Below are 26,451 nucleotides of genomic sequence, written 5' to 3'. Positions count from 1 at the left end.
AAAACAACCGTTTCTGAAAAAAAATGGTGATTTGACAAACTGTTTTTATCTCTTGTCTTTCTGAAAAATCTTCTACTATTTGGTCTAAATCTATCATCCAAATCAGATTACTCCTTATTATAACGAAAACAGGAATAGAATTCCAATTTGAGACTGCAGAGAAAAATCGACACTCTATAAAGATAGAAATTTGAATTTTCACAAAGCATCTTTTGAAGCTTTTAAATAAGCGTTTTTAGGTGATCGACCATTTATAGAATCAACTTTACGTTACTATTTTTACGGTATTGCGTCTTTTGAAAGAAGACCGAAACTATATTTTAGCCCCGATTGGAACGGCATCCTTTTTCTTTTTTTTCAAGAAAAAAGAAAAAGATACAGTGGAAAGCGGGACTGGTCTTCGATAGATTTAGACTCTTGTTGCTCCTGAGTGAATCTATAATTATTGTCGTAAATTTGCATCCTCAATAAAGAGCATCCTTGAAATGCTTTATAAAATGAACATATGAAAATTGTAGTAGGACTTTCTGGAGGTGTAGATTCCAGTGTTGCAGCGTATTTGCTGAAAAAACAAGGTCATGAAGTAGTCGCGCTTTTTATGCGGAACTGGAATGATGCATCGGTCACTTTGGAAGATGAATGTCCGTGGATCGAAGACAGCAATGATGCTTTGATGGTCGCGCAAAAACTCGGAATTCCGTATCAAGTCATTGATATGAGCGAATTGTACAAGGAAAAGATCGTCGATTATATGTTCGACGAATATAAAAAAGGAAGAACGCCGAATCCTGATGTTTTGTGTAACCGCGAAGTGAAGTTCGATGTGTTTATGAAAACAGCCTTATCGCTTGGTGCTGAGAAAGTTGCAACGGGACATTACGCACAAGTGAACTCCACCTTTGATGAAAATGGGAACGAAATTTTTCATCTTTTAGCAGGAGCTGACAACAATAAAGACCAGTCTTATTTTTTGTGTCAATTGAATCAGGATCAACTATCGAAATCATTGTTTCCGATTGGAAATTTGACGAAACCGGAAGTTCGGGAAATCGCGCGGGAAATGGGTTTGGTTACGGCAGATAAAAAAGATTCGCAAGGATTATGTTTCATCGGGAAAGTGAGTTTGCCGACTTTTCTGCAACAACAACTGGAGCCAAAAGAAGGAGAAATTGTAGAGATTTTTAAAGATTTCGAAGCATTTCACCAAGAAACACCTGATTTTTCTTCAAAATTAGAAGAATTGGAATTTCTGTCTAAAAAATTTCATTATGAAAAATCTGACGGAAAAGTAATTGGCAAACATCAAGGTGCGCATTATTTCACGGTCGGACAAAGTAAAGGTTTGGGAATTGGCGGACATGCAGAATCCTGCTTTTTGATTTCCAGAGATATCGACAAGAATATCGTTTTTGTAGGGGAAGGAAGAAATTTCCCGGGATTGTTCAGAAGTGCTTTGAAAATAGAAAACTCCGAGGTTCATTGGGTTCGTGAAGATCTGCGTTTGCAAAATGGCGAATCGATGAAGGTAAAAGCCAGAATTCGGTACCGACAACCTTTGGAAGAAGCAACGCTTTACCAATTTGAAGAAGGACTGTATATCGAATTCAAAAATCCCCAATCTGCGATTGCAGAAGGACAGTTTGCTGCGTGGTATTTAGAGGATGAGTTGGTTGGAAGTGGGGTGATTGCTTGAATTAAATTTTACTAATTTGGATTTTTGTAAATTTCTAAAAAATTCAAATTAAAAAAATCGCATCTTTTAGAAATATAACTCATTTTTTTTAGCAATACTCAATAATGAAGATTTCCGAAATTAAAGAAAGAAAAATTATTCATCAACCCACTCAAAATTTTGACGAATTTGGAAAAAGAATTTATCAAGAATTTGAATACGATTTTGATTTTGATACTCAAACTGAGGATAATTATGCTTATCGATTATTTGCAAAAATTTTAGATCTAATTCCAGTGTATGTTATTCTTTGCTTTTTATTACATCTCAACCCATTATCAAGTTTTTTTTATTCAATCTTAATCATAATTTCTTTAAATTCATTTTTAGAATGGAAATTTGGCGACTCAATTGGAAAAAGAATTTTCAATTTAAAAGTTGTAGACGATTTTGGAAATTTTCCCACACTAGGAAAATCGTTTAAAAGGAATATATTATCTATAGTAAATTTATTTCCAGAATTCTATGATTTCCAAGATCAAGCAGGAGTTTGGGGTACAAGAATGAAATTTAGTATGGATTTAAATAGTAGGTTTAGCAAAACTTATGTAATAAAACAAAAAATTTATGACAAAATAAGAAAAATTTTGGGAAAGAAAACTGTCATCTAAAATATTAGAGTTTTTTATTTGCGAATTATCAAAGCATATAAGTATTGGCGTTTCATTTATAGATTTTTATCTCCTTACCTCACCAACCAATCCTTAAAATCCTTTACCCGATCGCGACTTACCGTAATTTCTTCTTCCGGCTGAAACTCCATTTCTACTTTGTAATACGGTGAAGTATGAATGTTTTTAATGAAATTGGAATTGATCATAAACTGTCGGTTTACCCGAAAGAATTTCTTTTCATCCAAAAGTTCCTGAAGCTCGTCTAAGGTAAAATCAGTCGGATAATTTCTTTCTTTCGTTTGAAGATACACGATTTTATTTTCGCTGTAAAAGCACGAAACCTCATCCGTTTGAACGATCTTTAAATTATATCCGATTTTTACTAAAATTCGGGATAATTTTTGCCTATCTTCTTTAATTAAAGATTTGATTTCCAAGGAATTATTAGCCGATTCTGAAGGTAAGAAACTTTTGAATTTATTGATGGCTTTTTCGAGGTCTTCTTCCATAATAGGTTTCAAAAGATAATCGATAGAATTCAACTTAAAAGCTTTCAAAGTATATTGATCAAAAGCCGTAGTATAAATCATAAAACTCCTGGTCGGAATTTTTTCAAAAATATCAAAAGACAAACCGTCTCCTAACACAATGTCTGAAAATATCAGATCCGGATGTTGATTATTAGCAAACCACTCAATTCCTTCTTCTACAGAATTTAAGGTTGCAACTAATTCTAAATCAGCAAACAAACCAATTAATCGTTCGAGTTTTCTTGCTGCTGGTTTTTCATCTTCAATGATGACCGTTTTTATCATGTCTTAAAAATAATAAATAAAAGTGATTTGTATCTAATCGATCTTCTGAACGTTGATAAATTTTTTTTCTCAACTTCCGGTTTACCTATTTTTTGATAAAATAAATCGATAAACGCGGGAAGAAAAGCGCAATTGTAGCCATCTAATTGTATAGACGATTACTCTCTGTTGCGTTCTTTATCTTATTTGTCTTTATCCATTAACTCCCGAATTTTTTTCTCTTCCCAATCTTTTCCCATGACCAAATTAGGCAAGAAAACGCTGATTCCATGTCCCAGCAAACCAATCCCCCAAAATATTGCAGTCCAGTAATTATTGAGGTTTGCAATCGATTCCCCCGATTCTACATTTTGCGCAAGGATAAAAAGATTGACCAAAACATAAACAATGGCATGAATGTAAAATCCTTTCAACTTTTTTACCCGATTTTGAGCTTCTAAGTATTTGATATTATTTTCGTTAAAGTTTTCCATGGTTTTATTTATTAAGTTCTTTATTCATCATTTTCCGTTCCCAGCTTTGGTTGAGGATGAAGAGTTTAAATGCTTTTAGGGCTAAAATAAATCCCCAAATCCAAAAAATTGCCGAGAAATTATTAAAATCTAAAAATGCAATTTCTCCCGTTTTATAATATTTTCTTGCCGCATAAATCGCAAACACAAGGATAAATAATGCTAAACTGGTGTAGAATTTTTTCATCTGATTTACCCTTTCTTTTGCGATTGCGTAATCGACTTCTTTGGGAGTTAAATTTTCCATGATGTTGCTATTTTGATTGTTCTTTGTCTAAAATTTTTCGAATTTGTTTTTCTTCCCAAGCTCTTCCGACACCGTAAACTTTTAAAGCATGCGACGCTAAACCTATTCCCCAACCTAACATGGGCCAAACAAACCATAAATATTGCGGTGAAGTGTAAAGGTTTACAAAAATTAAAAAAGGAATGACGAGACAGTACGAAATAAGATTGCCATAAAATCCCTTCAGTTCCTGAACTCTTTTCGCGGCTCTTTGATAAGCCATTGATTCTTGGCTGGGTTGTGAACTCATGGCTGAAACTTTCTGAGTTAACATAGGTATTTTTACCCTGAAAAAATCATCTGACTTTTCGATAAATACATTGAGTTTCGTGAGTAAAGAGTAGCGCTGCACGATATTCGAAAGTCCGATTCCAGCGCTCTCTTTTACCTGTTCTCTTTGTTGCAAGTTATTCTCTATCAAAAGAAATCCGTTTTCCGTAAAAATTTTGATATGCAAAGGTTTGCTTGATGTTGCAAAATTATGTTTGATGCAATTTTCTAAAAGCAGTTGTAACGAAAGTGGAACTACATAAGATTTTAAAGCGGCTTCATTGACCATAAAATCAAAACTCACACTATCTTCAAAACGCGTTTTCAGCAGCTCACAATACGTTTTTGCAAATTCAATTTCTTCTTCTACGGTGACGAGTTCTTTATCTTTCTGCTCCAAAACGTAGCGGTAAATTTTCGACATCGAGGCAGTAAATCTTTGCGCCTGATTAGGGTTTTCATCAATCAAAGCACTTAAAACATTCAAGGAATTAAAAAGAAAATGGGGATCGAGTTGATTTTTTAAACTTTCGAATTGCGCGTTCGCAGATTTGGCAATCAATTTCTGTTCTACCACTTCTTTCCTGGAGGATTTTTTCCATTCTTCCATGAACCCTTTTGCGTGCATGATTGCAGAGATCAAAAGAGCAATGTTGATGATGAGCCAGTTTACAAACCCCAACTGACCGCTAAAAAAATGATCTGGATTGTTTTTTTGTAAAACAATGAAATTTAAATAATTACATACAATCACCAAAATCACGTTGACCAAAACGGTTGATAAAATACCCAAAATGATCCGTCTTTTGGTATTATCGATCCAGGAATATTTTTTGTTCAGATAGCTGTTGGAATAATAATTACCAAATACCAAAACAAAAGAGTAAAGCGATGAAACTAAGAAACAAATTAAAAAATTATGAAAGTTCTTGTCCTTGGTAAAAATGGTAAAAAAGAAAATTCCTGTAAAAAACGAGATCCAAAGAGAAATGTTCAGCTGCCTTTTAATATCTTTAGTATCCATCTTGTAAATTTAAATATTTAATGAAAAGTTTAAATTATTTATTTAAAAATTTCTGAATTTCTTTTTGCTCCCAATTGGTGCCGAATAAAAAGTTCTGCCCAAAAACTGCCATTCCGTGTGCAGCCAAACCAATTCCCCAAAACAAAGCGGTCATATATGGCTCAGATGTTTTTAAATTATTTAAATCATCAACCGCACATCCTGCAATAATAAACGCATTCACAAATACGTAAACCATCGCGTGAATGTAACACCCTTTTATGCATTTCACTCTTTTTTGAGCCTGAACTAATTTTTGATCTTGATTAAAGCCGTATGTTTCCATGGTGTTAAAATTTAATTGTTGGTGTTATTTGATGGTGTAAAGGTATTCTGTGAGAACGCACATATCAAGTAATTTCCACCGAACCGTAGATTTTGAAGACTGAAAGGTATTCAACACAAAAAACCACCGGAATTCCGATGGTTCATATCTAATTGGATGTTCAATCCTTTATTTCATTTGTGCGACAACGTTTACGGCTTCTTGCAGATATAAATCACGCTGAAGATTTTTCGTCCAGTTTTCCGTTTTCTTTGTGAAAGGTTCATCGGTTTTTTCTCGAATCGCTTCATCTGGATTAAGCGTAAATTTCAATCCGTTGTTAAATTTATCTAACCCTTTGAATTTTTTAATCTGGGCTTTTCTTGCTTGCATTACTGCATTAAATTTGCTTTGTTCTAAAGAAATCGTCTCTTCTTTATCTAATTTTTCCTTCCATTGCGCAGATTCCTGAATCAATTGGTAGTTTTTGTTATTTTGAAGACGTGCTTCGATCCCTTTTTGTAAAGCTTGAACAGAAAAATAATTGACAGCTTGATAAGGTGCTGCCGGAATTTTATCCCAAGCTAGAGCATAATCATCATATCGTTCTCCAATTTCAGCGTAGGTATAGAAATCCTTCATTTTGATATCGGACTCGATTCCTTTTCTTTGGGTAGATTCGCCCGTAATTCTATAAAATTTCTGAATGGTCAACTTCAAAGATCCGAAATCATCATTTGTATTTAAAAATCTGTTCAGATCTACAAATGTTTGCACGGTTCCTTTCCCAAAAGACTGCGGAGAACCGATCGTCACAGCTCTGCCATAATCCTGCATCGCACCTGCCAAAATCTCTGACGCCGATGCAGAAAGTTCGTTTTGCATGATAATTAATGGTCCGGTCCAAAGCGGCGCGTTGGTTTTATTTTTCAAAGTTTGCACTTTTCCGTTGCCATCTTTTACCTGAACATAAGGACCTGCATTCATAAATAATCCCATGATATCGCCGACTTCGGTTAAACTTCCGCCACCATTATTTCGTAAATCAAGGATGATTCCGTCAACATTTTGAGGTTTCAGTTTAAGCAACTCGTTTTTAATATCATCAGAAGCGTTTCTTCCTTTTGCATTTTCAAAATCAGCATTGAAACTTGGCAAATTGATCAAACCGTATTTTTTGCCATCTGCAGAATTAATGATTATGCTTCTTGCAAACGTATCTTCAATGGCAACTTCTTCACGGATCATTGTCACCTCCTTGATCGATTTATCTTTTTTCTCAACGGTTAAAGTTACTTTCGTTCCTTTTTCACCACGAATGAGTCGCACCGCTTCATCAGATAACATTCCAACCACATTTACCGCATCTAAATTCGGTTTCGATCTTACTTTCAAAATTTTATCACCTTCTGAAAGTTGTTTGGATTTCCAGGCAGGAGCACCAATTGTGAGTGCGCCTAAGTAAAGATATCCTCTTTTTTCCTGAATTATTGCGCCAATTCCGATTACTTTTCCGGTGAATTGCGTATCGAAATCTTCTTTATTTTTTGGGGAGTAATAATTGGTATGCGGATCGAAAACTTCAGTATAAGCATTCATGTAAACTGTAAACCAGTCCATTTTATTTCTTTTCTTAAATCTTCTGAAAGTGTCTGTTACCAAGTCTTTCACCTCTGCAGTGGCTTTAATTCGCTTTGCTTCCGGCGTTAAGATTTCTAGTTTAATGGTGTCTTTCAAATTAAATTTCTGTACAGAATCTTTTTTCTCTTTCTGCAGTTCTTCTTTTGCGGTCAACGATTCCATTTCCTGCAAAATATTATACTTGATATACTTTTTCCATTCCTGCGAAAGTTCCGCTTGGTTCTTCGCATTTTTCTTAATCTTCGGTTCTAAAATCAGCGTTTCATCTTCATTCAAATTGATAGGTTTGCTCAGAATATCCTGAGTAATTTTATCAATCTGATCCACTCTTTGGTAAAGCCGATCTACCGTCAGTTTATAAAAGGTAAGATCTCCTTGATTCAGATAATCATCTAACTTGGTTTCGTGTTTTGCAAATTCATCCATATCAGATTGCAAAAAATATCGTTTGGAGGAATCTACCATTTCAAAATAATGCTTGTAAACATCCTTGGAATAAGCATCATTAATAGTTTTTGGGGAATAATGTAAATAGCTGAGCGTATTTTTTACACTCACCATTATTGTTGACATTTTTTCATCGTCATTTTGCGGAGAATTAAAGCAAAACACCAAACTTGTGAGCGGAATGAAAAGCAATAATGTATTGAGTTTTAAGTTTTTGAACATATATTTAATTAATATCTAATTTGTTAAGAATTTCCCCTATTTGTTACAGGATTTTACAAAGTATCAAAATTAATACCTTATTTATATTTGCACACTATTATTTTGAGTAAATTTGTGAAAACCCTATAAAATATATGCAAAAACCTTTGATTTTAGTCACCAATGATGACGGAATTACGGCACCAGGAATCAGAAATTTGGTAAATTTCATGAACGAAATCGGTGATGTAGTTGTAGTAGCGCCGGATTCGCCACAATCTGGAAAAGGTCATGCAATTACCATTAATCAAACTTTAACTTTTGAAGAAATCAGTTTGGATGGACCACAGAAAGATTACTCCTTGAGTGGAACACCGGTTGATTGTGTGAAATTTGCTTTGGATAAAATTCTGCCGAGAAAACCAGATCTGGTCGTTTCGGGAATTAATCATGGTGCTAATTCTTCAATCAACGTCATTTACTCTGGAACCATGAGTGCCGCGGTAGAAGCCGGTGTAGAAGGATTGCAAGCGATCGGATTTTCCTTACTCGATTTTTCCTGGGATGCTGATTTTTCGCAGGCCAAAGAATACATTCAAAATATCGCGAAAAAAGTGCTAGAAAACCCTCTACCAAAAGGCGTGGTTCTCAACGTGAATATCCCGAAATTGTTGAAAGACGAAATCAAAGGAGTGAAAGTTTGTCGACAAGCTCATGCAAAATGGGAAGAAAATTTTGACGAAAGAATTAATCCTCACGGCAAAAAATACTATTGGTTAACTGGATATTTCAATAATATGGATACCGGTGATGATGCTGATGAAACCGCTTTGGCAAATGGCTATATTTCAATTGTTCCGGTTAAATTCGATTTGACGGCCCATGAAGAGCTAGAACACCTTCGCAAAATGATGGAATAGGATATAACTTCCTATTTTAAATTAATAAAATTTACTCTCAAAAAGATGCGCATAGAAAACGAACTCAAATTAGGATTTAAGGACGTGATGATCCGACCGAAACGCTCCACCTTGAAATCTCGTTCACAGGTAAGTTTAGAACGGAATTTCAATTTTGTCAATTCCAAAAAACAATGGAGCGGAGTTCCAATTATCGCCGCAAACATGGATACCGTGGGAACTTTTGAAATGGCAATTGCGCTTTCGAAAGATAAAATTATTACGGCGGTTCATAAACATTATACTTTAGAAGAGTGGACTGCCTTTTTAGCCAATCAACCTTATTCCATCTACGATTATATTGCTTTAAGCACCGGAATTGGAATCGGTGATGAAGAAAAAATTCAGCAGATTGTCAATGCACATCCAAAAATTAATTTTTTGTGTATTGATGTTGCCAATGGATATTCCGAACATTTTGTAGATTTTGTTAAAAAAATGCGAGGTTTTTTTCCTGACAAAACAATCATCGCCGGAAATGTTGTAACAGGCGAAATGGTAGAAGAACTTATTTTAGCCGGCGCAGATGTTATCAAGGTCGGAATTGGACCAGGTTCGGTTTGTACGACAAGAATTAAAACCGGAGTGGGTTATCCGCAGCTTTCGGCCATCATCGAATGTGCAGATGCTGCTCACGGACTTGGCGGACATATTATTTCCGATGGTGGGTGCAAAATTCCGGGCGACATCGCGAAAGCTTTTGGTGGTGGTGCAGATTTCGTAATGTTGGGCGGAATGTTTGCCGGTCACGACGAAAGTGGGGGCGAAATTGTAGAAGAGAACGGAAAAAAATACCGTCTTTTTTACGGCATGAGTTCTCAAACAGCGATGGATAAACACTCCGGAGGAATTGCAGAATACCGCGCATCAGAAGGAAAAACGGTAAAGGTTTCTTATAAAGGCGCAGTCGCAGAAACAGTGAAAGATATTTTGGGCGGAGTGCGCTCTACTTGCACGTATGTGGGTGCTGCTCAATTGCGCGAACTCTCAAAAAGAACAACTTTTATACGGGTTTCGGAACAGGAAAATCAAATTTTTGGCGGTTAAAAATAACTGAAATTCATTTCAGCTTTTTATTTAAAAAATTATTCAATGCCCTCGAATAATTTACTCCTCTATGCGAATAGATTTTTTATCAAAATATTTTTGAAGTTGGTCATTCACATAATTCCCTTCTTCTTTTATCATTGGCAACTCCTCGAAATATAATACTTTCGGAAGGTGGTGGATCTTCGGTAAAATCAAAGAATCTTGCTTTGAGTTTTCAATTGTTTCTATTCTTTCTCTGATTTCTGTATGATATGCATGCAAATTTGTTTGGAAAACCTCTTCAATAATTGTATTCAAATTATAGTTTAAGTTAAAATTTGAATATTTTGGAGGGAAAAGATCGATTGAAGGTAGAAAAATGACAATTAAACTGATCCACCAATATTTTTTTATTTGCTCATAAAGAAACATCCAAACAACGGCACCTGTAGCTAAATAAAATATCATAATACTTTCAAACTGTCGTCCAATCGTATTAAAAATAAAAGCAACAAAAATGAGCGGTAGAAATGAAATCAACCACATTTTACCTGCTGTTTTCAAATTTACCTTCTTGGAAACAGTACTTAATTCCTCTTCAAAAATTTTTACAAATAATGGAATTACCAATATACTTTTTATAAAAATATAAGTCGAGTTTGCCCCCATTATTGCAATTCTTTTAAACCACTTGGTGGCAAATGATTCATCAGAAGTTACTAATCTATTGAAATTTCCCGGTGCTAAAAAACTGATTAATAAAAAGGAAGTTCCTAACAAAATTAAAGCGAGATTCTGCTTGTTTCTGTTCTGGCTGTAAAACATCATTAATGAACCCCATAAAAGCAGCGCTAAAATCTCATTAGAACCCATTAAAAGAACGATGAGTAAACACGAAAGATAAAAATATGATCTACGATGGGAACGATGGAATTGACCAATACTATACAATAACAGTCCAGATAAAATAAACGGAAGAAAATAGATGTTGGATCCCGTAATCCAGAAATAATGCTCCGAAATACTTACTAAAAGAACAGTATAAAAGAAAAAAAATAAGAACCCTTTCTTTACTGATTCTAAAACAGAATATTTAAAAAAATAATTGATATTGAGGATAAGAACCGCAATAAATGAGCATAACAAAAAAATTGGATAAACTTTTGGCAAAATTCCCCATTGATCGTAAGCAACGGGATTCAACATACTGAGTGAATACCCAAAATATCTCCCGCCCCATCGCGAATAAAAATCAAAAATATTATTGAATAATCCTAATTGATGCGTAGTGTAAGAGAAAATATAATCATCGGTTTGATAAACATTAAAAAATGAAATATATACCAAACCGATGAATACAATAATCGATAAGAATAAGATGATATTCTGGACGATTTTCATTTTAGGTCAACATTCCTCCATCCACGTTCAGAACTTGTCCCGTAATATAAGTTGACATATCGCTTGCTAAGAAAACGCACGCATTTGCAACATCTTCCGGTTGACCACCGCGTTTCAAAGGGATTCCTTCTCTCCATCCTTGAACGGTTTTTTCGTCGAGCGCACTTGTCATTTCAGTTTCGATAAATCCAGGAGCAATGGCATTGCAACGAATATTTCTGGAGCCTAATTCTAAAGCGATCGATTTTGAAAAACCAATTACACCCGCTTTTGAAGCCGCATAATTGGCTTGTCCTGCATTTCCTTTTACTCCAACCACGGAAGTCATATTGATAATCGAACCTGCTCTTGCTTTCATCATTGGTTTGATCACCGCTTTTGTGAGGTTGAAAACAGAATCCAGATTCACTTTGATAATGGTGTCCCAATCATCCTTCGACATTCTAAGCATTAAATTATCGCGCGTAATTCCCGCATTGTTGATTAAAATATCAATTTTCCCGAAATCGGTGATCACATCTGCAGCCAACTGTTGAGCAGCATCATAATCGGATGCATCAGATTGGTAAGATTTCACCTTTGTGATTTTTCCCAATTCTTCTTCCAAAGCTTTCGCTTTATCTACAGAACCGGCGTAAGTGAAGGCAACTTGCGCACCTTCCTTTGCAAAAACTTCTGCAATTCCTTTTCCGATTCCTCTGGTTGCTCCGGTAATGAGGGCAACTTTCCCTTCTAATAATCCCATGATATTTTCGTTTATTTTTCTAAGTTTTTGTATTTGTTTTTAGACAATGGTTTTTCTTCATCATCGCTTTTTTGCTCTACATTATTGATGATTAAAACAATTTCACCTTTTAAAGTTTTGCTTTTGGAGAAGTCAATTAACTCATTGACTGTTCCGCGTTTAGTCTCTTCGAATTTTTTAGAAATTTCGCGGCTTAAACTCACCTTTGTTTCCTCCCCAAAAAATTCTTTGATCTGTTCCAAAGTGGTGTTGATCTTGTGCGGACTTTCATAAAGAATAATGGTTTTCTTTTCTTCCGCTAATTGCTTGAGTTTGGTTTGACGGCCTTTTTTTTGAGGTAAAAATCCTGCAAAAAGAAATTCGTTATTCGGCAAACCAGAAACCACCAAAGCCGGAACAAAAGCAGTTGCTCCTGGTAAACATTGCATTTCCAAATTTTCATCGGAAACTGCTTTTGCTAAAAGATAACCAGGATCCGAAATTCCTGGCGTTCCTGCATCAGTAATAATTGCGAGGTTTTGCCCGTTTTTTAAATCATCAATAGCTTTTTGCGTGGTTTGGTGTTCATTGTGTAAATGATACGATTTCAGTGGTTTAGATATCTCATAATGCTTTAATAAAAAACCAGAAGTTCGGGTATCTTCACATAAAATATAATCGACTTCCTTCAGAATTTTTACCGCTCTGAAAGTCATGTCTTCTAAATTTCCAATCGGAGTTGGAACAAAATATAGGATTCCGCTCATTTATAGATTTTCATAGAGATTTTTGCAAAAATCCTCCAAACTAGGATCTCTTGCTCCCATCAAAAGCAAAACCGTTCCATCTTTCAGTTGAGGCTTTAAGGCTTCTAACAAATTATTTCGGTCTTCAACAAAATGGGCGTTTTTCCCATTACTTTTAATTTCTTCAATTAAATCGTTTGCAGAAATGTCTTTTACAGCAGTTCCACCTGCGTAGAAAATTTCGCTCATCCAGATTTCATCTTGTGGTCTTAACGCATTTGAAATTTCTTCAATAAAATCATTTTTCAAAAATCTTGTCGGTTTATAACCATGGGGTTGAAACCAAGCAATCACTTTCTCCGCCAAAGGTTGACAAGCTTTTATTGAAGCTGCACATTTTGCAGGATTGTGTGCATAATCATCAATCACCCAAACTCCGTTTTTTTGTCCCAGAATTTGATGGCGCCGATAAATTCCTTCATAATTGGCCAAACTTTCGGCACATGTTTGTAAATCAACACCGATTTGATGTGCAACTGCAATTGCGGCCGTTGCATTTTCTACCGAATGTCTTCCGATGGAATTCATCTGAAATTTTTGGTTTAAAACTTCGAAATTTAAGGAAAATCCTTCTTGATGAAAATTTTCTGCAGAAAACCCTGCATTTTTATCTTCAAATGCAAAATCGTTTTCAAGATTCGCCGACAAAGTTTTTGCCAAGGTATTAGATTGATTTACAACAAATAAACTCTTCGAATTGTTTTTAAAAATTGTAAATAATTCGATTAATTCATCAATTTCCTGATGATCTTTGTCGATATTTAAAAGCAAACCAATTTCCGGTTCATATTGAACAACAGAACCATCGCTTTCATCAGCTTCAATGATGAGCCAATCTCCTTTTCCAACGGCAGCATTACCAATTTTTCCTTGCTTAATGATGCTCGTTAAACCCGCTCCAGAAATAATACTCGGTTCCAATTTTGCATCAAGTAAAATTTGATACAACATTGCAGAAGTTGTTGATTTTCCGGAAGTTCCGGCAACCGCAACGGTTTTTTTACTTTTTGCAATGATGGCCAAAAGCTCGCTTCTTCTGATAATGGGAATACCCAGTTCTTTGGCTTTTTGAACTTCAAAAACGGTATCTTCAATTGCCGTGGAAACTACGATTAAGTCGGTATTTTCAGAAATTCCGCTTCCGTCTTGCAGAAAACAATGAATTCCTTCTGCTTCGAGCTGTTCTTTGGTTTTATTGTATTCATCGGGATGAAAATATCGGTCACTGCCGGAAACTTCTTTCCCAATTCCTTTTAAATATTGGGCGATTGCGCTCATGCCAACTCCGGCAACTCCAATGAAAAAGATATTTTGAAAATCTGAAATACTTTTTGTCATCTTAAATTTGTTGATTCTGACTTTTACTGCAAAAAAGCCGCTTAAATATTGGGAATGAAAAGATTTTTACAAGAATTTATTTTCGACCAGACTCCAAAGTCTTTGGGCGTATTCATCAACTTTGCTCCAATCTTTTTGATAATACACTTCACTCAGAAATTGTCGCGCATCTTCGATATTTTGAAAAGAATTTAATCGGTCGATTGTATTTTTTAAATCAGTTTCATCGCCTTTAAAAAGATATTTTGTAAATGCTATTTTATCATTGAAATCCAATTTGAATTCGTGCTGCTTTTTGGGAGCTTCCATGAAATCTGTGGGAATATTGGATTTTAATAAACTTCCAGAATCGACGGTTTTGGATTTTGTTTCTGCAGCATGTTCCTCAATATTTGCTAATGGGTCATCATCAAATAAATTTTGAACTGCTTTCAAACCTTTGATATTTGCCAATTTAAATTTCCTTTCTGGATTGGCCTCTATCACTTTTTCCTCCGAAATTTGCTCACTAATGATTGGAGGAGTTTGTATTCTCCCAAATTCTACAATTTTTCTCCGTCGATCTTCCGACTCCAAAAAATCTTTTTCTTTCTGAGAAATTCGTTCCGCATAATCAAGTTCTTCTTGTTCGATAATCAATGGGATTTCTTTATCTGCAGAAAAATTACCATTGACCACAAAATCTTCTAAATCATGACTGACTTCCTCAAAATCTGAATTTTCATGAGTGGATAATTCTGGAGCATTATACTCGACAAATGGATCTTTGATTTCGGATCCCAATTCATGAACTGCGTGTTCTGAAGAATGATCAATCTCGTTGATTTCGGTGGTAAACATTACTTCCTCTTCAATCACATCTTCTTCAAAAGGTGAATCGGATACCAAGTCTTCGGATCGACTTATCTTTTCATTTGTTTCTCGATTTTCAAAATTTTCAGCAATTTGCTGAAAGCTGTCTTTATTCTTTTCTAAAATCCTTAAAAAGGCAATTCTATCAGCAACTTCAGAAAACAAATCTTGTTTTGAAAGTAATTCTTCCTTAGAATTGATTTTCGAAAGGGTATCTAGAATATTCTTTGATTCAAAAAAAATTTTTTCTTGTATATCTTGAAGGTTTTGCATCATAAAGTCTTATTAAATTTCCTTATTTTTGAGCTTTAAATATTACGGCTAATTTAACAAATGTTTTTAGAAAATACAATTAATCATGCAAAACAAAGCGGTTGGATGGAAGTTATCTGCGGCTCAATGTTTTCTGGGAAAACCGAAGAATTAATCCGGCGTTTACGGCGTGCAGAAATGGCTGGACAAAATGTAGAAATTTTCAAGCCTAAATTAGATGTGCGATATGCGGAGGAAGAAGTGGTATCTCATAACCAAAACAAAATTCGGAGTACTCCTGTTGACAGTCCCAATGAAATTTTATTGCTGGGATCTAACTGTGATGTTGTAGGAATCGATGAAGCACAATTTTTTGATGAGAGTGTGGTAGAAGTTGCTAATAAACTAGCTAACAGCGGAATACGTGTTGTAATTGCCGGTCTGGATATGGATTTTATGGGTCGTCCTTTTGGTTCCATGCCAAATTTAATGGCGACTGCAGAATATGTGACCAAAGTACATGCAATTTGCAAAAGAACAGGAAATCTTGCTAATTATTCACGAAGAATTTCTGCCAGTAAAGATCTTGTACAGCTCGGAGAAACTGAAAGTTATGAAGCGGTAAGCAGAAGGGTTTTCAATGACGAATTTTTGAACAAGTAAAAAATGAAATATTCAACGCAAAATATTGCCGAAATCACGGGGTCAAAACTGATAGGTTCGGATGATCTTCTCATCAAAACAATTGAATTTGACACTCGGAATATTTACACCAGTTCGAAGATTGCTTTTCTTGCAATCAATACTTCAAAAAATTCTGGGGAAAAATACATTCAATCTGCCGTTGAAAAAGGAGTAAAAATCATCATCAGTGAACATTATTTTCCCAACCTTAAAGACGTAACTTGGATTATTGTTGACAATGCAATTCAATTTATTCAAAAACTAGCAAAATACCATCTTCAGCAATTTTCGCTTAAAACGATCGGAATTACTGGCAGTAACGGAAAAACCATTGTAAAAGAATGGCTTTACCAAAGTATTTTTGATGAGTTTATTACGGTAAAAAGTCCGAAAAGTTTTAATTCTCAATTGGGACTTCCTGTTTCACTGTTGGAAATTACTGAAAGAGATGAGCTTGGAATTTTTGAAGTAGGAATTTCGAAACTTGGAGAAATGGAAATATTAGAAAATATTTTCTCTCCAGAAATCGGAGTTCTCACTCATATCGGTTCCGCGCACGCTTCTAATTTTGAAACGGAAGAACAACTCATCAAAGAAAAAATTGCACTTTTTAAACATTCAAAGACAATTATTTTTAATGGTGATAATGCACTAGTGTACAATCTTATCACTAATCTTTATTCAAGTAAAAATTTAATATCTTTCGGATTTGAAAGCTATAATAATGTTTACATCAAGAATGAATGGCGAGGAACTTCAGAGAAGTTGATCATTCAATATTTCAACGAGGAATTTAAAATACCAATTTCACAGCGAGATGAAGCTACCCTAAGTAATGCAATGTGCGTGATCACCTTATTAAAAGAGCTGAAATTTGACCATGCAGAAATTACTAAAAAGATCAACGCCTTAAAAGCTGTTGAAATGCGTTTAGAAAGTGTAAACGGACTGCGAAATAATTTGGTGATCAATGATTCCTACAATTTAGACATGGACTCTTTGAAAATTGCCTTTCAATTCATTCATCAGTATAACAAGCCAAAAAAGTCCCTCATTTTAACGGATTTTGTAGAAGGAAAAGATTCCGAAAAATTATATCATGAAGTTGCAGAATTAACAAATCAGCAAGATTTCAGTAAAGTATTTCTCATTGGCGAAGAAATCGTAAATTTTGAAAACCTTTTTACGGCTCAAACCTTTACTTTTAATAATACAACCGAACTCATTGAAAGTACACAACTTAATCAAATTGAGGATGAATTGATTTTATTAAAAGGAGCCCGAAAATTTGAAACAGATCGTTTAAAAACTTTTTTAGAATTACAAAAGCATGATACGGTTTTAGAGGTTAACTTAAATGCTATTATTCATAACATCAATATCCACAAATCTTTACTTCACCCTGAAACCAAAATGATGGCAATGGTAAAGGCGTATTCTTACGGTTTGGGAGGATATGAAATTGCAGAATTTCTACAACACCATCATATTGATTATCTTGGTGTTGCATACGCAGATGAAGGAATCGACTTGCGAAAAAATGGAATTACTACACCCATAATGGTGATGAATCCGGAGCAACACAGCTATAACAGTATTATCGACTATAACTTGGAGCCGGAAATATATAGTTTCCGAGTTTTGGATCTTTTTAATGAACAGCTTTTGCACAAAGGTACTCAGAGAAAATATCCGATTCACATAAAATTGGAAACAGGAATGCACCGTCTTGGTTTTAAAGCTGATGAGTTAATTGAACTCAAGCAAAAGTTGAATACCATGAATGTAGAGGTAAAATCAATTTTTAGCCATCTGTCTTCTGCTGATGATGAAAATGAAAAGGATTATACCATGGATCAAATTCTAACTTTTTCACAGAATTCCGAAAAGTTAATGGAAGGATTGCAATACCGACCAATGAGGCATATCTTAAATTCTTCCGGAATTGTTAATTATTCTGATTTTCAATATGATATGGTACGAATTGGTATAGGAATGATAGGGATTTCACCGGATCAAAAAATAAAGAAACAGCTGCGAAATGCGGTCCGTTTTAAAACAGTGATATCTCAGATTTCAGAAGTGGAAAAAGGAGATTCTATTGGTTATAACAGAAAATTTAAGGCTGAAAATACTACCAAAATCGCCACAATTCCCGTTGGTTATGCAGACGGAATTCCGCGGTTGATCGGCAATGAAGTTGGTAAAGTGGGAATTCATCAAAAACTTTTCCCAATCATCGGAAATGTATGCATGGATATGATGATGATCAATATCGGCAATGAATCTATAAATGAGGGCGAAGAAGTAATCATTTTTAACGATAAACCCTCGCTTGAGGAATTTTCAAACTATTGTAAAACAATACCTTATGAAGTATTAACTTCTATTTCTCGTCGAGTTAAAAGAATTTATATTAAAGATTAAATGAAAATAAAACTGTTCCTTTTTCTAGCAATCCTATGCAACCTTTTCCTGACCGCTCAGGTAAAAGAAGGATTCAACGTTCCAAAAAACGCAAAAATTGGATTATCGCTTTCTGGCGGTGGTGCAAAAGGATTTGCTCACATCGGCGTCTTAAAAGTTCTCGATTCGTTGGGAGTGAAAATCGACTACATTTCTGGGACTAGTATGGGTGCAATAGTTGGTGGTCTGTACGCTTCTGGGTATTCCGGGAAAGAAATTGAAAAAATTGTAATGGATACAGACTTTTACAGTATCATTGCCAATGAAAAAACAAGACAGGAGACTTCATTTTTTAATAAATCGGTAGATAAATATATCATTTCCATTCCCGTAAAAGAAGGTAAAATAAATGTTTTGCCCAAAGCAATTTCTACAGGTCAAAAAAACATTTACCTCTTGAAGGAACTGTTCAAAAACGTATCTACAATCAGTGATTTTTCAAAACTTCCGATCCCATTTTTATGTATTGGAACTAATTTGGAGAGCGGTAAAATGGAAACTTTTGAAAAGGGCGATTTGGTGAGTTCAATCATGGCAAGTTCAGCCTTTCCATCGTTAATGGATCCTGTGAAAATTGGTGATTCATTATATATTGATGGCGCCATGACGATCAACTATCCTTCTAAACCTTTAAAAGACAAAGGAATGGATATCGTAATTGGCGTAGATTTAAGTCAAGGTTTAGCAAATGCAAAAAATTTAGGTAGCGCCATTGATATTTTGAACCAAGTCATTGATTTCGGAATTCAAAAAGAAACTAAACGTCAATATCAATTTACTGATATCAATATTCGTCCTGATTTAAAGGGAATGGGTGCAACCAGTTACGATTTCAAAAAGGCAATCTTGGATTCTGGGTACGTGGAAACGCAGAAATATATCGAACCTTTATCATTATTACCTAAAAAAGATCCTACTGTTTTACATGCTCCTTTGAGTTCTATTTATTCTAATGTGTACAAAATTGACAGTTTGATTCTTGATAACAATCACATTTTCGGAAAAAACTATGTGAGAGGTAAGATGAATCTCCGGATTCCCACACTGCAAACGTATGGTGGCATCAACAAAATGATTGATGCACTCTATGCAACCAACAATTACACGTTAATTAACTATGATATTGTTCAAAAGAACAACGCGAATTATCTAAAATTAAACGTAACCGAAGATGACACTCGTTTTTTTCTGAAATTTGGTTTGCATTACGATGAAATTTTCAAAACAGGTTTGTTGCTAAACATGACAGCTAAAAGGTTACTCTTTAGAAACTCCATCGTTTCATTGGATCTAGTTGTCGGTGATCAGGCGAGATATTACTTAAATTATTTCATAGATAATGGTTATATCCCAGGATTTGGGATCTACTCCTCTGGAATGACTCTTAATTTGAATGATGGCGCCTCTAATATTTATGAAAAATGGAATTGGTTCAGAAACGAAGCTTTCATCCAATCGGTGTGGCGAGATAAATACGCAATCGGTGGTGGATTTAGTCATGATTATTTTGAAACCAAATATACTGGGACTCCCAATTATACCAATGGAACTAATTTTATCAATTCGTATCTTTTTATTAAAAGTGATACCCAAGATGATAAAAGTTTTCCTACCAAAGGAATATATCTAAATGCAGAAGGAAAAATTTTAGACCTCCTTAATAAAGAACAAGACGGGCGCACTTTACAGGCCAAAATCACTACACAACTTAACTTCCGCATTACTCCCTGGTTTACTTATCGTTTGGGACTTTTTGGCGGTTTAACGGTAGGAAAAAGACTTCCAAGCTACTATGAATACAGAATTGGAGGAATTTTCGCGCAATATTTAGGAAATTTCACCCCGTTTCAAGGTTATGAATTCGGCGAATTAAGTGCAAAAAATCTATTAACAAATAGTAATAGTTTTCAATTCAATGTCTATAAAAACTACTTTATAGAAGCCAACTTGAGCATTGCCAATTTATTTAATGATATCAAAGTTGACGATATCTTTCATGTAAATGCTTCCTCCGCAGGTCTTACTCTTGGTTACAAATCGCCACTCGGGCAAATTAAAATCAATTACAGCCGTTCCTTACTGTTCAATAATAATATTTTCAGTGTTGTAATGGGACACTATTTTTAAAATATGATACAATTTTTCTTTGAAAATATAGATGAAATTACCCTTCCGCCAAATACAGAAAATTGGTTAAAAGAACTTATTATTTCTGAGGATAAGAAGCCAGGAGAAATCAATTATATTTTTTGTGACGACGATCATCTTCTACAAGTAAATAAAGATTTTCTTAATCACGATTATTATACGGATGTGATCACTTTTGATTACGTAAAGGGTAAAACTATTTCGGCAGATATTTTCGTATCTTTGCCCCGCATTTTAGACAACTCTTCTACGTTATCCAATGCGTTTAATTCTGAATTACTTCGAGTTTTAGCACATGGGGTTTTACATCTCTGCGGATATAAGGATAAAACAGACGAAGAAATCTCCGAAATGCGCCAGAAAGAAGATTATTATTTATCAATTTTTTAGGAACCCTTTTACATTGTTCAGTGCATTTATTGCTCCACTCTACGGCACAATAAGATATCGGTTCGATCTGGGTTGAAAATTCATAAAACCGAAAGAAAAGATAAATGTTTCACGTGAAACAATTTTTAAATTAACTCATTTATCAACAAATAATGATAAGCGAAATATACGATGTAATCGTTGTAGGAGCAGGACACGCCGGATCTGAAGCTGCAGCTGCAGCAGCCAACTTAGGTTCTAAAACCTTATTGATTACCATGAACATGCAAACAATCGGACAAATGTCTTGCAATCCTGCAATGGGCGGAATTGCAAAAGGTCAAATTGTTCGAGAAATTGACGCAATGGGAGGTTACTCCGGAATCATTGCCGATAAATCTGCCATTCAGTTCAAGATGTTAAACCTTTCTAAAGGACCAGCAATGTGGTCCCCAAGAACCCAAAATGACAGAATGCTTTTTGCAGAAGAATGGAGATATGCTTTGGAAAACACCAAAAATCTCGATTTTTTTCAAGACATGGTTAAAAGTTTAATCATTGAAAATCACAAAGTAGTCGGTGTAATCACCTCTTTAGGAATAAAAATCAAAGCTAAATCTGTTGTGTTAACCAACGGAACCTTCCTAAACGGATTAATTCACGTTGGTGACAAACAATTAGGTGGAGGACGAATGGGTGAACCAAAAGCATTTGGAATTACGGAGCAGTTGGTTTCTTTAGGTTTTGAATCAGGGAGAATGAAAACTGGAACTCCACCAAGAGTTGACGGTAGAAGTTTGGATTATTCCCAAATGGACGAACAAAAAGGCGACGAAAAACCGCAAAAGTTTTCCTATTCTGATACTCCAAAACTAACAAAACAGCTCAGTTGTCATATCGTTTATACCAACGAAACAGTTCATGATATTTTACGAGAAGGATTCGACAGAAGTCCTATGTTTAACGGCACCATACAAAGTACTGGTCCACGCTACTGTCCAAGTATAGAGGATAAAATCAATCGATTTGCAGAAAGAAATAGGCATCAATTATTTGTAGAACCAGAAGGTTGGAGAACCGTAGAAATCTATGTAAATGGATTCAGTTCATCACTTCCTGAAGAAATTCAGATTAAAGCGATGAAGCACATTCCTGGGTTCCAAAATGTAAAAGTGTTTAGACCAGGATATGCCATTGAATACGACTACTTCCCTCCTACCCAACTCTACCATACTTTGGAAACCAAATTGATTCAAAACTTATATTTCGCTGGACAGATCAACGGTACAACCGGTTATGAAGAAGCTGCAGGACAAGGTTTAATGGCCGGAATTAATGCACATAACAAAGTTCATGACAAGGGCGATTTTATCTTAAATCGAGATGAAGCTTATATCGGTGTTTTAATCGATGATTTAATTACAAAAGGTACCGAAGAACCCTACAGAATGTTTACTTCACGGGCAGAATATCGATTGCTTTTAAGACAAGATAATGCAGATATTCGCTTAACGAGCAAAGCTTATGATTTAGGTTTAGCAGACGAACAACGACTCAGAAACGTTGAAGAAAAAATAAGTAAAAGCGATGAATTAGAAAATTATTTGAAAGAAACATCGTTAAAACCTGGGATCATTAATCCTGTTTTACAAAGCATCGAATCCTCACCTGTCGACCAAGCTTACCGCGCGTCACAGATTCTTACTCGACCAAACATAACAATCGAGAAATTGGAAGAAATCGATTTTATTCGAGAAAAATCGCAGCAATTTTCAGAAGAAGTAAAAGAACAGGCAGAAATCAATATTAAATACAGAGGTTATATTGAAAAGGAAAAGGAAAACGTGGCAAAATTAAATCGACTGGAAACAATTAAAATTCCGGAAGATTTTGATTACTCCAATATCAATTCTTTATCATCTGAAGCAAAGCAAAAATTAAATAAAGTAAAGCCACATTCGATTGCACAAGCAGGAAGAATCAGCGGTGTTTCTCCAGCTGATATCAATGTACTTCTTATCTATTTAGGACGATAAAATCAAAATGTTTCACGTGAAACATTTTGATTTTATCATATAGATCGAACTTGTAAATCACATCAATTTATCCTCAAACCAGACGACTGTTAAATGAAAATTAAAGATCATTTTTTAACACAAGAAATATTCGAAATAAAAGAAACGGAAACTAAAGGCATTTATAGAACATCGCCAGTTCCTGAAAATTTAGATAAATATTATGATAGTTCAGACTATATTTCGCACCATCAAGATTCTGGAAGTCTGAAGGAAAAACTGTACAAATTCTTACAAGGTTTTAATTTAAAATATAAAAAAAATATCTTAACAAAAGAATTAACAGCAAAGGATAAAGTACTTGATTACGGATGCGGTGCAGGTGAATTTCTAAAATTTATAGAAAATGATTTCCAAACCTACGGATTTGAACCCAATGAATCCGCAAGAAATTATGCTAGTCAAAAATTATCAAAAACCATCATTCTAAGCAACCTAGATCTAATAGAAAATGAAAGTTTAGATGCGATTACTTTATGGCATGTTTTTGAACATATTGATAATCAAAACGATATCTTGCAAATATTTCATAATAAACTAAAAACCAATGGTTTACTGATTATCGCAGTTCCTAATCCCACTTCATTTGATGCTCAACATTACAAAGAGTTTTGGGCTGCTTATGATGTACCTCGTCATATTTATCATTTCACCAAAGCGGGAATGGAAAAATTAATGAATACCGATAAGTGGAAAATTAAAAAAATAAAGCCACTCCTACTCGACTCCTTTTATATTTCAATGCTGAGTGAAAAATATAAAAAATCTAGTCTTTTTTGGATTAAAGGTCTGGTTTTTGGAACCATTTCTAATTTTAAAGCATCAAAAAACAACGAATATTCGAGTTTGATATACGTAATCGAAAAAAAATAGTTTTTCCGTTTTTAACCTATTTATGAAGGCCATTTTTGAGTGTACTTTCGAAAATTTACAGTTTTCACCAATTATCTTTAAAAAAATCTTCAAAAAAAATGTTGCGATAAAATAATCCAGATTAAAAATTAATGATCATATTTTTCAAATAAAAAAAAGAAGATTGTAAATTTCTATTTTTTTATTTGCATCATGAGAAATTAAAAAATAACATAAAAAAAAAGTCTCCAACAAATGGAGACTTATAAAAAAAATAAGTTTGCTTAACTTTTTCGTAAATTAATGATTAATTGCTTTTACGCCAGGAAGTTCTTTTCCTTCTAAACTCTCCAACATCGCTCCACCTCCGGTCGAAACATAACTTACCTTTTCGTCATAACCGAATTGTTTTACAAACGCGACACTGTCTCCACCACCAACTAAGGAGAAAGCTCCCAATTCAGTAGCTTCCGCAATACTGTCACCTAATGCAATTGTACCAGCAGAAAAGTTAGGCATCTCAAAAACACCAATCGGACCATTCCACAAAATCGTTCTAGAATTCATAATCACATCATGATTCAATAATCTTGTTTTTGTTCCCGCATCTAATCCCATCCAACCGTCTGGAATTTCATAAACATCTACTTCTTTCCTTTCTGCATCGTTATTAAATTCATCTGCAATCACAATATCTACCGGTAAATGCACTTTTACGTTTTGCTTTTTTGCATTTTCTAAAATTTCCAGCGCTAATTGCAATTTGTCAGTTTCAACAAGGGAGTTTCCAATCTGACCACCTAAAGCTTTTACAAAAGTAAATGCCATTCCACCACCAATAATTAAGTGATCAATCGCTGGTAAAATATTTTCGATAATGGTAATTTTAGTGGAAACTTTCGATCCACCCAAAATAGCCAACACTGGTTTTTCTCCATTTTTAAGCACTTTATCGATGGCTTCTAATTCCTTCGCCATTAATAAACCGAAAAATTTAGTTGAAGGAAAAAATTGAGCAATAACTGCAGTAGAAGCATGTTCTCTATGCGCAGTTCCGAAAGCATCATTCACATAAGCATCGCCATATTTCGATAATTGTTCTGCAAACTGAACATCACCATTTTCTTCTTCATTATAAAAACGAAGATTTTCAAGTAATAAAATTTCACCAGGTTGCAAATTTGCAGTCATTTTCTGAGCTTCTTCACCGATGCAGTTTGAACAAAACATCACTTTTTTTCCCATCACTGCTTCAATCTCAGAAACGATATTTTTTAAAGAAAACTCTTCTGTTACTTTTCCTTTAGGTCGACCAAGATGCGTCATCAATATCACCGATCCACCATCGTTCAGAATCTTCTCGATTGTTGGTTTTACGGCTTGAATTCGACTATTATCAGTAACTTTCAGATCTGAACTTTGCGGCACATTAAAATCTACCCGTACCAAAGCTTTTTTATCTTTAAAATTAAAATCGTTGATTGTTTTCATATTTTTTTATTGATTTTTGGTTTTACAAATTTAGGATTAATTCGGCCGAATAAAAATTTAATCTCACTTAAAATTCCACAATCCCCAAAACCTCATTTTATCTACATTACATTCTTTTATTAAAAAAAGAAAATGATTAGTGTTGTTGTAGTTTGGGTGTTTGGGGAAAAATAATTTTAAGAAAATTTAACACATTTAGTAACGGTACATTCCATATATTATTAATATTTTAAGATATTGATTTTTAGAACTTTAAATAGTTTATTAACAATTATGGATAACTTTTAGAATCACATTATATTAAGAAAGTGTTTATGGAAAACTTCTTCAATTGCACTCCTAAACTTTCTGAAAATTTTCTGTTGATAATCCAAAAACTAAATGCAATATGAATTTTATGTGAATTAAAAAAGAGTTTATTCCCCGAACTTATCCACACCCATTCGAGGCGATGCTAACATTTTACAACAATATCTTTTTATCGATTGCTCTTCCCTTTCTCCAATAATAAAATAGTATAGACTTCGTACTTCTCACTTCAATATTACTGCCGCAATGACCTTTTTTTTGCTTCGTTTGTTAAAGGTGCCTTTTTGCATCGCTCAATCAAAGTCTTTTTGAAATAGAATTTAATGTAAAATCAAAAGATTTAAGATTCAATCAAACCTTATTTATATTAATAGTATTAAATTTGTAAGAATTGTAAATTGATAAAATTACATTTAAAATGAAAAAAATAGCAATTGCTTGTGATCATGCAGGTTTTGATTACAAAGAACTCATCAAAAAACATTTGGAAGAGACGTATGTGGTTCAGGATTTCGGGACGTATTCCAAAGATTCTGTAGATTATCCGGATTTTGTACATCCCGCTGCAACTTCTGTAGAAAAAGGTGAAAACGAATTAGGAATCCTCATTTGTGGAAGCGGACAAGGAGTTTCCATCACCGCAAACAAACACCAAGATATCAGATGCGCTCTTTGTTGGTTGCCAGAATTGGCAGAATTAGCGCGTCAACACAACAATGCGAATATGATTTCGATCCCTGCACGTTTCATTACCAGTGAATTGGCAATAGAAATTGTTGACCAATTTTTGACTACGGATTTTGAAGGTGGACGACATCAAAACAGAGTAGATAAGATTGCGTTCTGCTAA

At 34.5% G+C, this 26,451-nt stretch carries 23 protein-coding genes; 11 read left to right on the top strand and 12 right to left on the bottom strand.

The features are described from left to right. The first annotated feature begins 505 nt into the window (after window positions 1-505). Together mnmA and BW932_RS07185 are read left to right on the top strand one after the other, a co-directional pair. Complete coding sequence (gene mnmA / locus BW932_RS07190; RefSeq protein ID WP_076386804.1) at window positions 506-1,693, top strand: tRNA 2-thiouridine(34) synthase MnmA; 1,188 nt, start codon at window positions 506-508, stop codon at window positions 1,691-1,693. Between the two features lie 104 nt (window positions 1,694-1,797). Next, window positions 1,798-2,343: an RDD family protein gene (locus tag BW932_RS07185; RefSeq protein ID WP_076386803.1), complete on the top strand. Its 546-nt coding sequence runs from the start codon at window positions 1,798-1,800 to the stop codon at window positions 2,341-2,343. Between the two features lie 74 nt (window positions 2,344-2,417). On the opposite strand, the gene BW932_RS07180 is transcribed toward BW932_RS07185, so the two are convergent. From BW932_RS07180 to BW932_RS07155, 6 genes are all read right to left on the bottom strand, one after another. After that, window positions 2,418-3,161, bottom strand: coding sequence for a LytR/AlgR family response regulator transcription factor (locus BW932_RS07180; RefSeq protein ID WP_084566466.1), 744 nt, complete (start codon window positions 3,159-3,161; stop codon window positions 2,418-2,420). Window positions 3,162-3,343: 182 nt separating this feature from the next. Then, window positions 3,344-3,634, bottom strand: a complete 291-nt coding sequence (locus tag BW932_RS07175) for a 2TM domain-containing protein (RefSeq protein ID WP_084566465.1) — start codon at window positions 3,632-3,634, stop codon at window positions 3,344-3,346. 4 nt (window positions 3,635-3,638) lie between these two features. Next, a complete protein-coding gene (locus BW932_RS07170; protein ID WP_076386801.1) occupies window positions 3,639-3,920 on the bottom strand; it encodes a 2TM domain-containing protein in 282 nt (93 codons plus the stop codon). A 7-nt stretch (window positions 3,921-3,927) separates the two neighbouring features. Beyond that, window positions 3,928-5,253, bottom strand: a complete 1,326-nt coding sequence (locus tag BW932_RS07165; protein ID WP_143745519.1) for a 2TM domain-containing protein — start codon at window positions 5,251-5,253, stop codon at window positions 3,928-3,930. A 34-nt stretch (window positions 5,254-5,287) separates the two neighbouring features. Then, a complete protein-coding gene (locus tag BW932_RS07160) occupies window positions 5,288-5,578 on the bottom strand; it encodes a 2TM domain-containing protein (RefSeq protein WP_076386799.1) in 291 nt (96 codons plus the stop codon). A 168-nt stretch (window positions 5,579-5,746) separates the two neighbouring features. Beyond that, window positions 5,747-7,867: a carboxy terminal-processing peptidase gene (locus BW932_RS07155; RefSeq protein WP_076386798.1), complete on the bottom strand. Its 2,121-nt coding sequence runs from the start codon at window positions 7,865-7,867 to the stop codon at window positions 5,747-5,749. A gap of 134 nt (window positions 7,868-8,001) precedes the next feature. Here BW932_RS07155 and surE point away from each other — a divergent pair, with 134 nt between their 5' ends. Continuing rightward, window positions 8,002-8,766, top strand: coding sequence for a 5'/3'-nucleotidase SurE (surE, locus tag BW932_RS07150; protein WP_076386797.1), 765 nt, complete (start codon window positions 8,002-8,004; stop codon window positions 8,764-8,766). Between the two features lie 45 nt (window positions 8,767-8,811). Next, window positions 8,812-9,852 (top strand): GMP reductase, encoded by a 1,041-nt coding sequence (locus BW932_RS07145; RefSeq protein ID WP_076386796.1) that lies wholly within the window; start codon window positions 8,812-8,814, stop codon window positions 9,850-9,852. Between the two features lie 60 nt (window positions 9,853-9,912). Here BW932_RS07145 and BW932_RS07140 read toward each other — a convergent pair whose 3' ends face one another. The 5 genes from BW932_RS07140 to BW932_RS07120 all read right to left on the bottom strand — a co-directional run bounded on the left by BW932_RS07140 (window position 9,913) and on the right by BW932_RS07120 (window position 15,231). Then, the gene (locus BW932_RS07140; RefSeq protein ID WP_076386795.1) at window positions 9,913-11,235 is read right to left on the bottom strand and encodes a hypothetical protein; all 1,323 of its coding nucleotides are present in this window, start codon (window positions 11,233-11,235) and stop codon (window positions 9,913-9,915) included. Window position 11,236: 1 nt separating this feature from the next. Continuing rightward, a complete protein-coding gene (fabG, locus tag BW932_RS07135; protein WP_076386794.1) occupies window positions 11,237-11,980 on the bottom strand; it encodes a 3-oxoacyl-[acyl-carrier-protein] reductase in 744 nt (247 codons plus the stop codon). Between the two features lie 11 nt (window positions 11,981-11,991). Beyond that, window positions 11,992-12,726 carry a 16S rRNA (cytidine(1402)-2'-O)-methyltransferase gene (gene rsmI, locus BW932_RS07130; protein ID WP_076386793.1) on the bottom strand — a complete coding sequence of 245 codons (735 nt, stop codon included), beginning with the start codon at window positions 12,724-12,726 and terminating at the stop codon, window positions 11,992-11,994. Continuing rightward, window positions 12,727-14,103 carry a UDP-N-acetylmuramate--L-alanine ligase gene (murC, locus tag BW932_RS07125; RefSeq protein WP_076386792.1) on the bottom strand — a complete coding sequence of 459 codons (1,377 nt, stop codon included), beginning with the start codon at window positions 14,101-14,103 and terminating at the stop codon, window positions 12,727-12,729. Between the two features lie 66 nt (window positions 14,104-14,169). Beyond that, the gene (locus tag BW932_RS07120) at window positions 14,170-15,231 is read right to left on the bottom strand and encodes a hypothetical protein (protein WP_076386791.1); all 1,062 of its coding nucleotides are present in this window, start codon (window positions 15,229-15,231) and stop codon (window positions 14,170-14,172) included. A gap of 57 nt (window positions 15,232-15,288) precedes the next feature. On the opposite strand from BW932_RS07120, the gene BW932_RS07115 reads away from it, so the two are divergent. The 6 genes from BW932_RS07115 to BW932_RS07090 all read left to right on the top strand — a co-directional run bounded on the left by BW932_RS07115 (window position 15,289) and on the right by BW932_RS07090 (window position 23,822). Beyond that, entirely contained in the window at window positions 15,289-15,870 is a 582-nt protein-coding gene (locus BW932_RS07115; RefSeq protein WP_076386790.1) for a thymidine kinase, read from the top strand. A 3-nt stretch (window positions 15,871-15,873) separates the two neighbouring features. Further along, on the top strand, window positions 15,874-18,318 hold the full coding sequence (locus tag BW932_RS07110; protein WP_076386789.1) for a bifunctional UDP-N-acetylmuramoyl-tripeptide:D-alanyl-D-alanine ligase/alanine racemase: 2,445 nt from the start codon (window positions 15,874-15,876) through the stop codon (window positions 18,316-18,318). Continuing rightward, complete coding sequence (locus BW932_RS07105) at window positions 18,319-20,484, top strand: patatin-like phospholipase family protein (protein WP_076386788.1); 2,166 nt, start codon at window positions 18,319-18,321, stop codon at window positions 20,482-20,484. It begins immediately after the preceding gene. Window positions 20,485-20,487: 3 nt separating this feature from the next. Continuing rightward, window positions 20,488-20,895, top strand: coding sequence for an rRNA maturation RNase YbeY (gene ybeY / locus BW932_RS07100; RefSeq protein WP_076386787.1), 408 nt, complete (start codon window positions 20,488-20,490; stop codon window positions 20,893-20,895). A gap of 152 nt (window positions 20,896-21,047) precedes the next feature. Continuing rightward, on the top strand, window positions 21,048-22,910 hold the full coding sequence (gene mnmG / locus BW932_RS07095) for a tRNA uridine-5-carboxymethylaminomethyl(34) synthesis enzyme MnmG (protein ID WP_076386786.1): 1,863 nt from the start codon (window positions 21,048-21,050) through the stop codon (window positions 22,908-22,910). Window positions 22,911-23,003: 93 nt separating this feature from the next. Then, window positions 23,004-23,822 (top strand): class I SAM-dependent methyltransferase, encoded by an 819-nt coding sequence (locus tag BW932_RS07090; RefSeq protein WP_076386785.1) that lies wholly within the window; start codon window positions 23,004-23,006, stop codon window positions 23,820-23,822. A gap of 279 nt (window positions 23,823-24,101) precedes the next feature. Here BW932_RS07090 and BW932_RS07085 read toward each other — a convergent pair whose 3' ends face one another. After that, window positions 24,102-25,292 carry a phosphoglycerate kinase gene (locus tag BW932_RS07085; RefSeq protein ID WP_076386784.1) on the bottom strand — a complete coding sequence of 397 codons (1,191 nt, stop codon included), beginning with the start codon at window positions 25,290-25,292 and terminating at the stop codon, window positions 24,102-24,104. Window positions 25,293-26,019: 727 nt separating this feature from the next. Between BW932_RS07085 and rpiB the strand changes: the two genes are divergently transcribed. Then, the gene (rpiB, locus tag BW932_RS07080; RefSeq protein WP_076386783.1) at window positions 26,020-26,451 is read left to right on the top strand and encodes a ribose 5-phosphate isomerase B; all 432 of its coding nucleotides are present in this window, start codon (window positions 26,020-26,022) and stop codon (window positions 26,449-26,451) included.

It is taken from the genome of Kaistella chaponensis (genome assembly GCF_900156725.1).
GTDB classification, from domain to species: Bacteria; Bacteroidota; Bacteroidia; order Flavobacteriales; family Weeksellaceae; genus Kaistella; species Kaistella chaponensis.
The sequence above is the reverse complement of the archived record's forward strand: the minus strand, read 5'-3'. Positions and strand labels throughout refer to the sequence as shown.

What these genes read in the sequence shown, in the direction of transcription:
- mnmA (WP_076386804.1), top strand. Translation starts at nt 506, where the DNA reads ATGAAAATTGTAGTAGGACTTTCTGGAGGTGTAGATTCCAGTGTTGCA.
- BW932_RS07185 (WP_076386803.1), top strand. Translation starts at nt 1,798, where the DNA reads ATGAAGATTTCCGAAATTAAAGAAAGAAAAATTATTCATCAACCCACT.
- BW932_RS07180 (WP_084566466.1), bottom strand. Translation starts at nt 3,161, where the DNA reads ATGATAAAAACGGTCATCATTGAAGATGAAAAACCAGCAGCAAGAAAA.
- BW932_RS07175 (WP_084566465.1), bottom strand. Translation starts at nt 3,634, where the DNA reads ATGGAAAACTTTAACGAAAATAATATCAAATACTTAGAAGCTCAAAAT.
- BW932_RS07170 (WP_076386801.1), bottom strand. Translation starts at nt 3,920, where the DNA reads ATGGAAAATTTAACTCCCAAAGAAGTCGATTACGCAATCGCAAAAGAA.
- BW932_RS07165 (WP_143745519.1), bottom strand. Translation starts at nt 5,253, where the DNA reads ATGGATACTAAAGATATTAAAAGGCAGCTGAACATTTCTCTTTGGATC.
- BW932_RS07160 (WP_076386799.1), bottom strand. Translation starts at nt 5,578, where the DNA reads ATGGAAACATACGGCTTTAATCAAGATCAAAAATTAGTTCAGGCTCAA.
- BW932_RS07155 (WP_076386798.1), bottom strand. Translation starts at nt 7,867, where the DNA reads ATGTTCAAAAACTTAAAACTCAATACATTATTGCTTTTCATTCCGCTC.
- surE (WP_076386797.1), top strand. Translation starts at nt 8,002, where the DNA reads ATGCAAAAACCTTTGATTTTAGTCACCAATGATGACGGAATTACGGCA.
- BW932_RS07145 (WP_076386796.1), top strand. Translation starts at nt 8,812, where the DNA reads ATGCGCATAGAAAACGAACTCAAATTAGGATTTAAGGACGTGATGATC.
- BW932_RS07140 (WP_076386795.1), bottom strand. Translation starts at nt 11,235, where the DNA reads ATGAAAATCGTCCAGAATATCATCTTATTCTTATCGATTATTGTATTC.
- fabG (WP_076386794.1), bottom strand. Translation starts at nt 11,980, where the DNA reads ATGGGATTATTAGAAGGGAAAGTTGCCCTCATTACCGGAGCAACCAGA.
- rsmI (WP_076386793.1), bottom strand. Translation starts at nt 12,726, where the DNA reads ATGAGCGGAATCCTATATTTTGTTCCAACTCCGATTGGAAATTTAGAA.
- murC (WP_076386792.1), bottom strand. Translation starts at nt 14,103, where the DNA reads ATGACAAAAAGTATTTCAGATTTTCAAAATATCTTTTTCATTGGAGTT.
- BW932_RS07120 (WP_076386791.1), bottom strand. Translation starts at nt 15,231, where the DNA reads ATGATGCAAAACCTTCAAGATATACAAGAAAAAATTTTTTTTGAATCA.
- BW932_RS07115 (WP_076386790.1), top strand. Translation starts at nt 15,289, where the DNA reads ATGTTTTTAGAAAATACAATTAATCATGCAAAACAAAGCGGTTGGATG.
- BW932_RS07110 (WP_076386789.1), top strand. Translation starts at nt 15,874, where the DNA reads ATGAAATATTCAACGCAAAATATTGCCGAAATCACGGGGTCAAAACTG.
- BW932_RS07105 (WP_076386788.1), top strand. Translation starts at nt 18,319, where the DNA reads ATGAAAATAAAACTGTTCCTTTTTCTAGCAATCCTATGCAACCTTTTC.
- ybeY (WP_076386787.1), top strand. Translation starts at nt 20,488, where the DNA reads ATGATACAATTTTTCTTTGAAAATATAGATGAAATTACCCTTCCGCCA.
- mnmG (WP_076386786.1), top strand. Translation starts at nt 21,048, where the DNA reads ATGATAAGCGAAATATACGATGTAATCGTTGTAGGAGCAGGACACGCC.
- BW932_RS07090 (WP_076386785.1), top strand. Translation starts at nt 23,004, where the DNA reads ATGAAAATTAAAGATCATTTTTTAACACAAGAAATATTCGAAATAAAA.
- BW932_RS07085 (WP_076386784.1), bottom strand. Translation starts at nt 25,292, where the DNA reads ATGAAAACAATCAACGATTTTAATTTTAAAGATAAAAAAGCTTTGGTA.
- rpiB (WP_076386783.1), top strand. Translation starts at nt 26,020, where the DNA reads ATGAAAAAAATAGCAATTGCTTGTGATCATGCAGGTTTTGATTACAAA.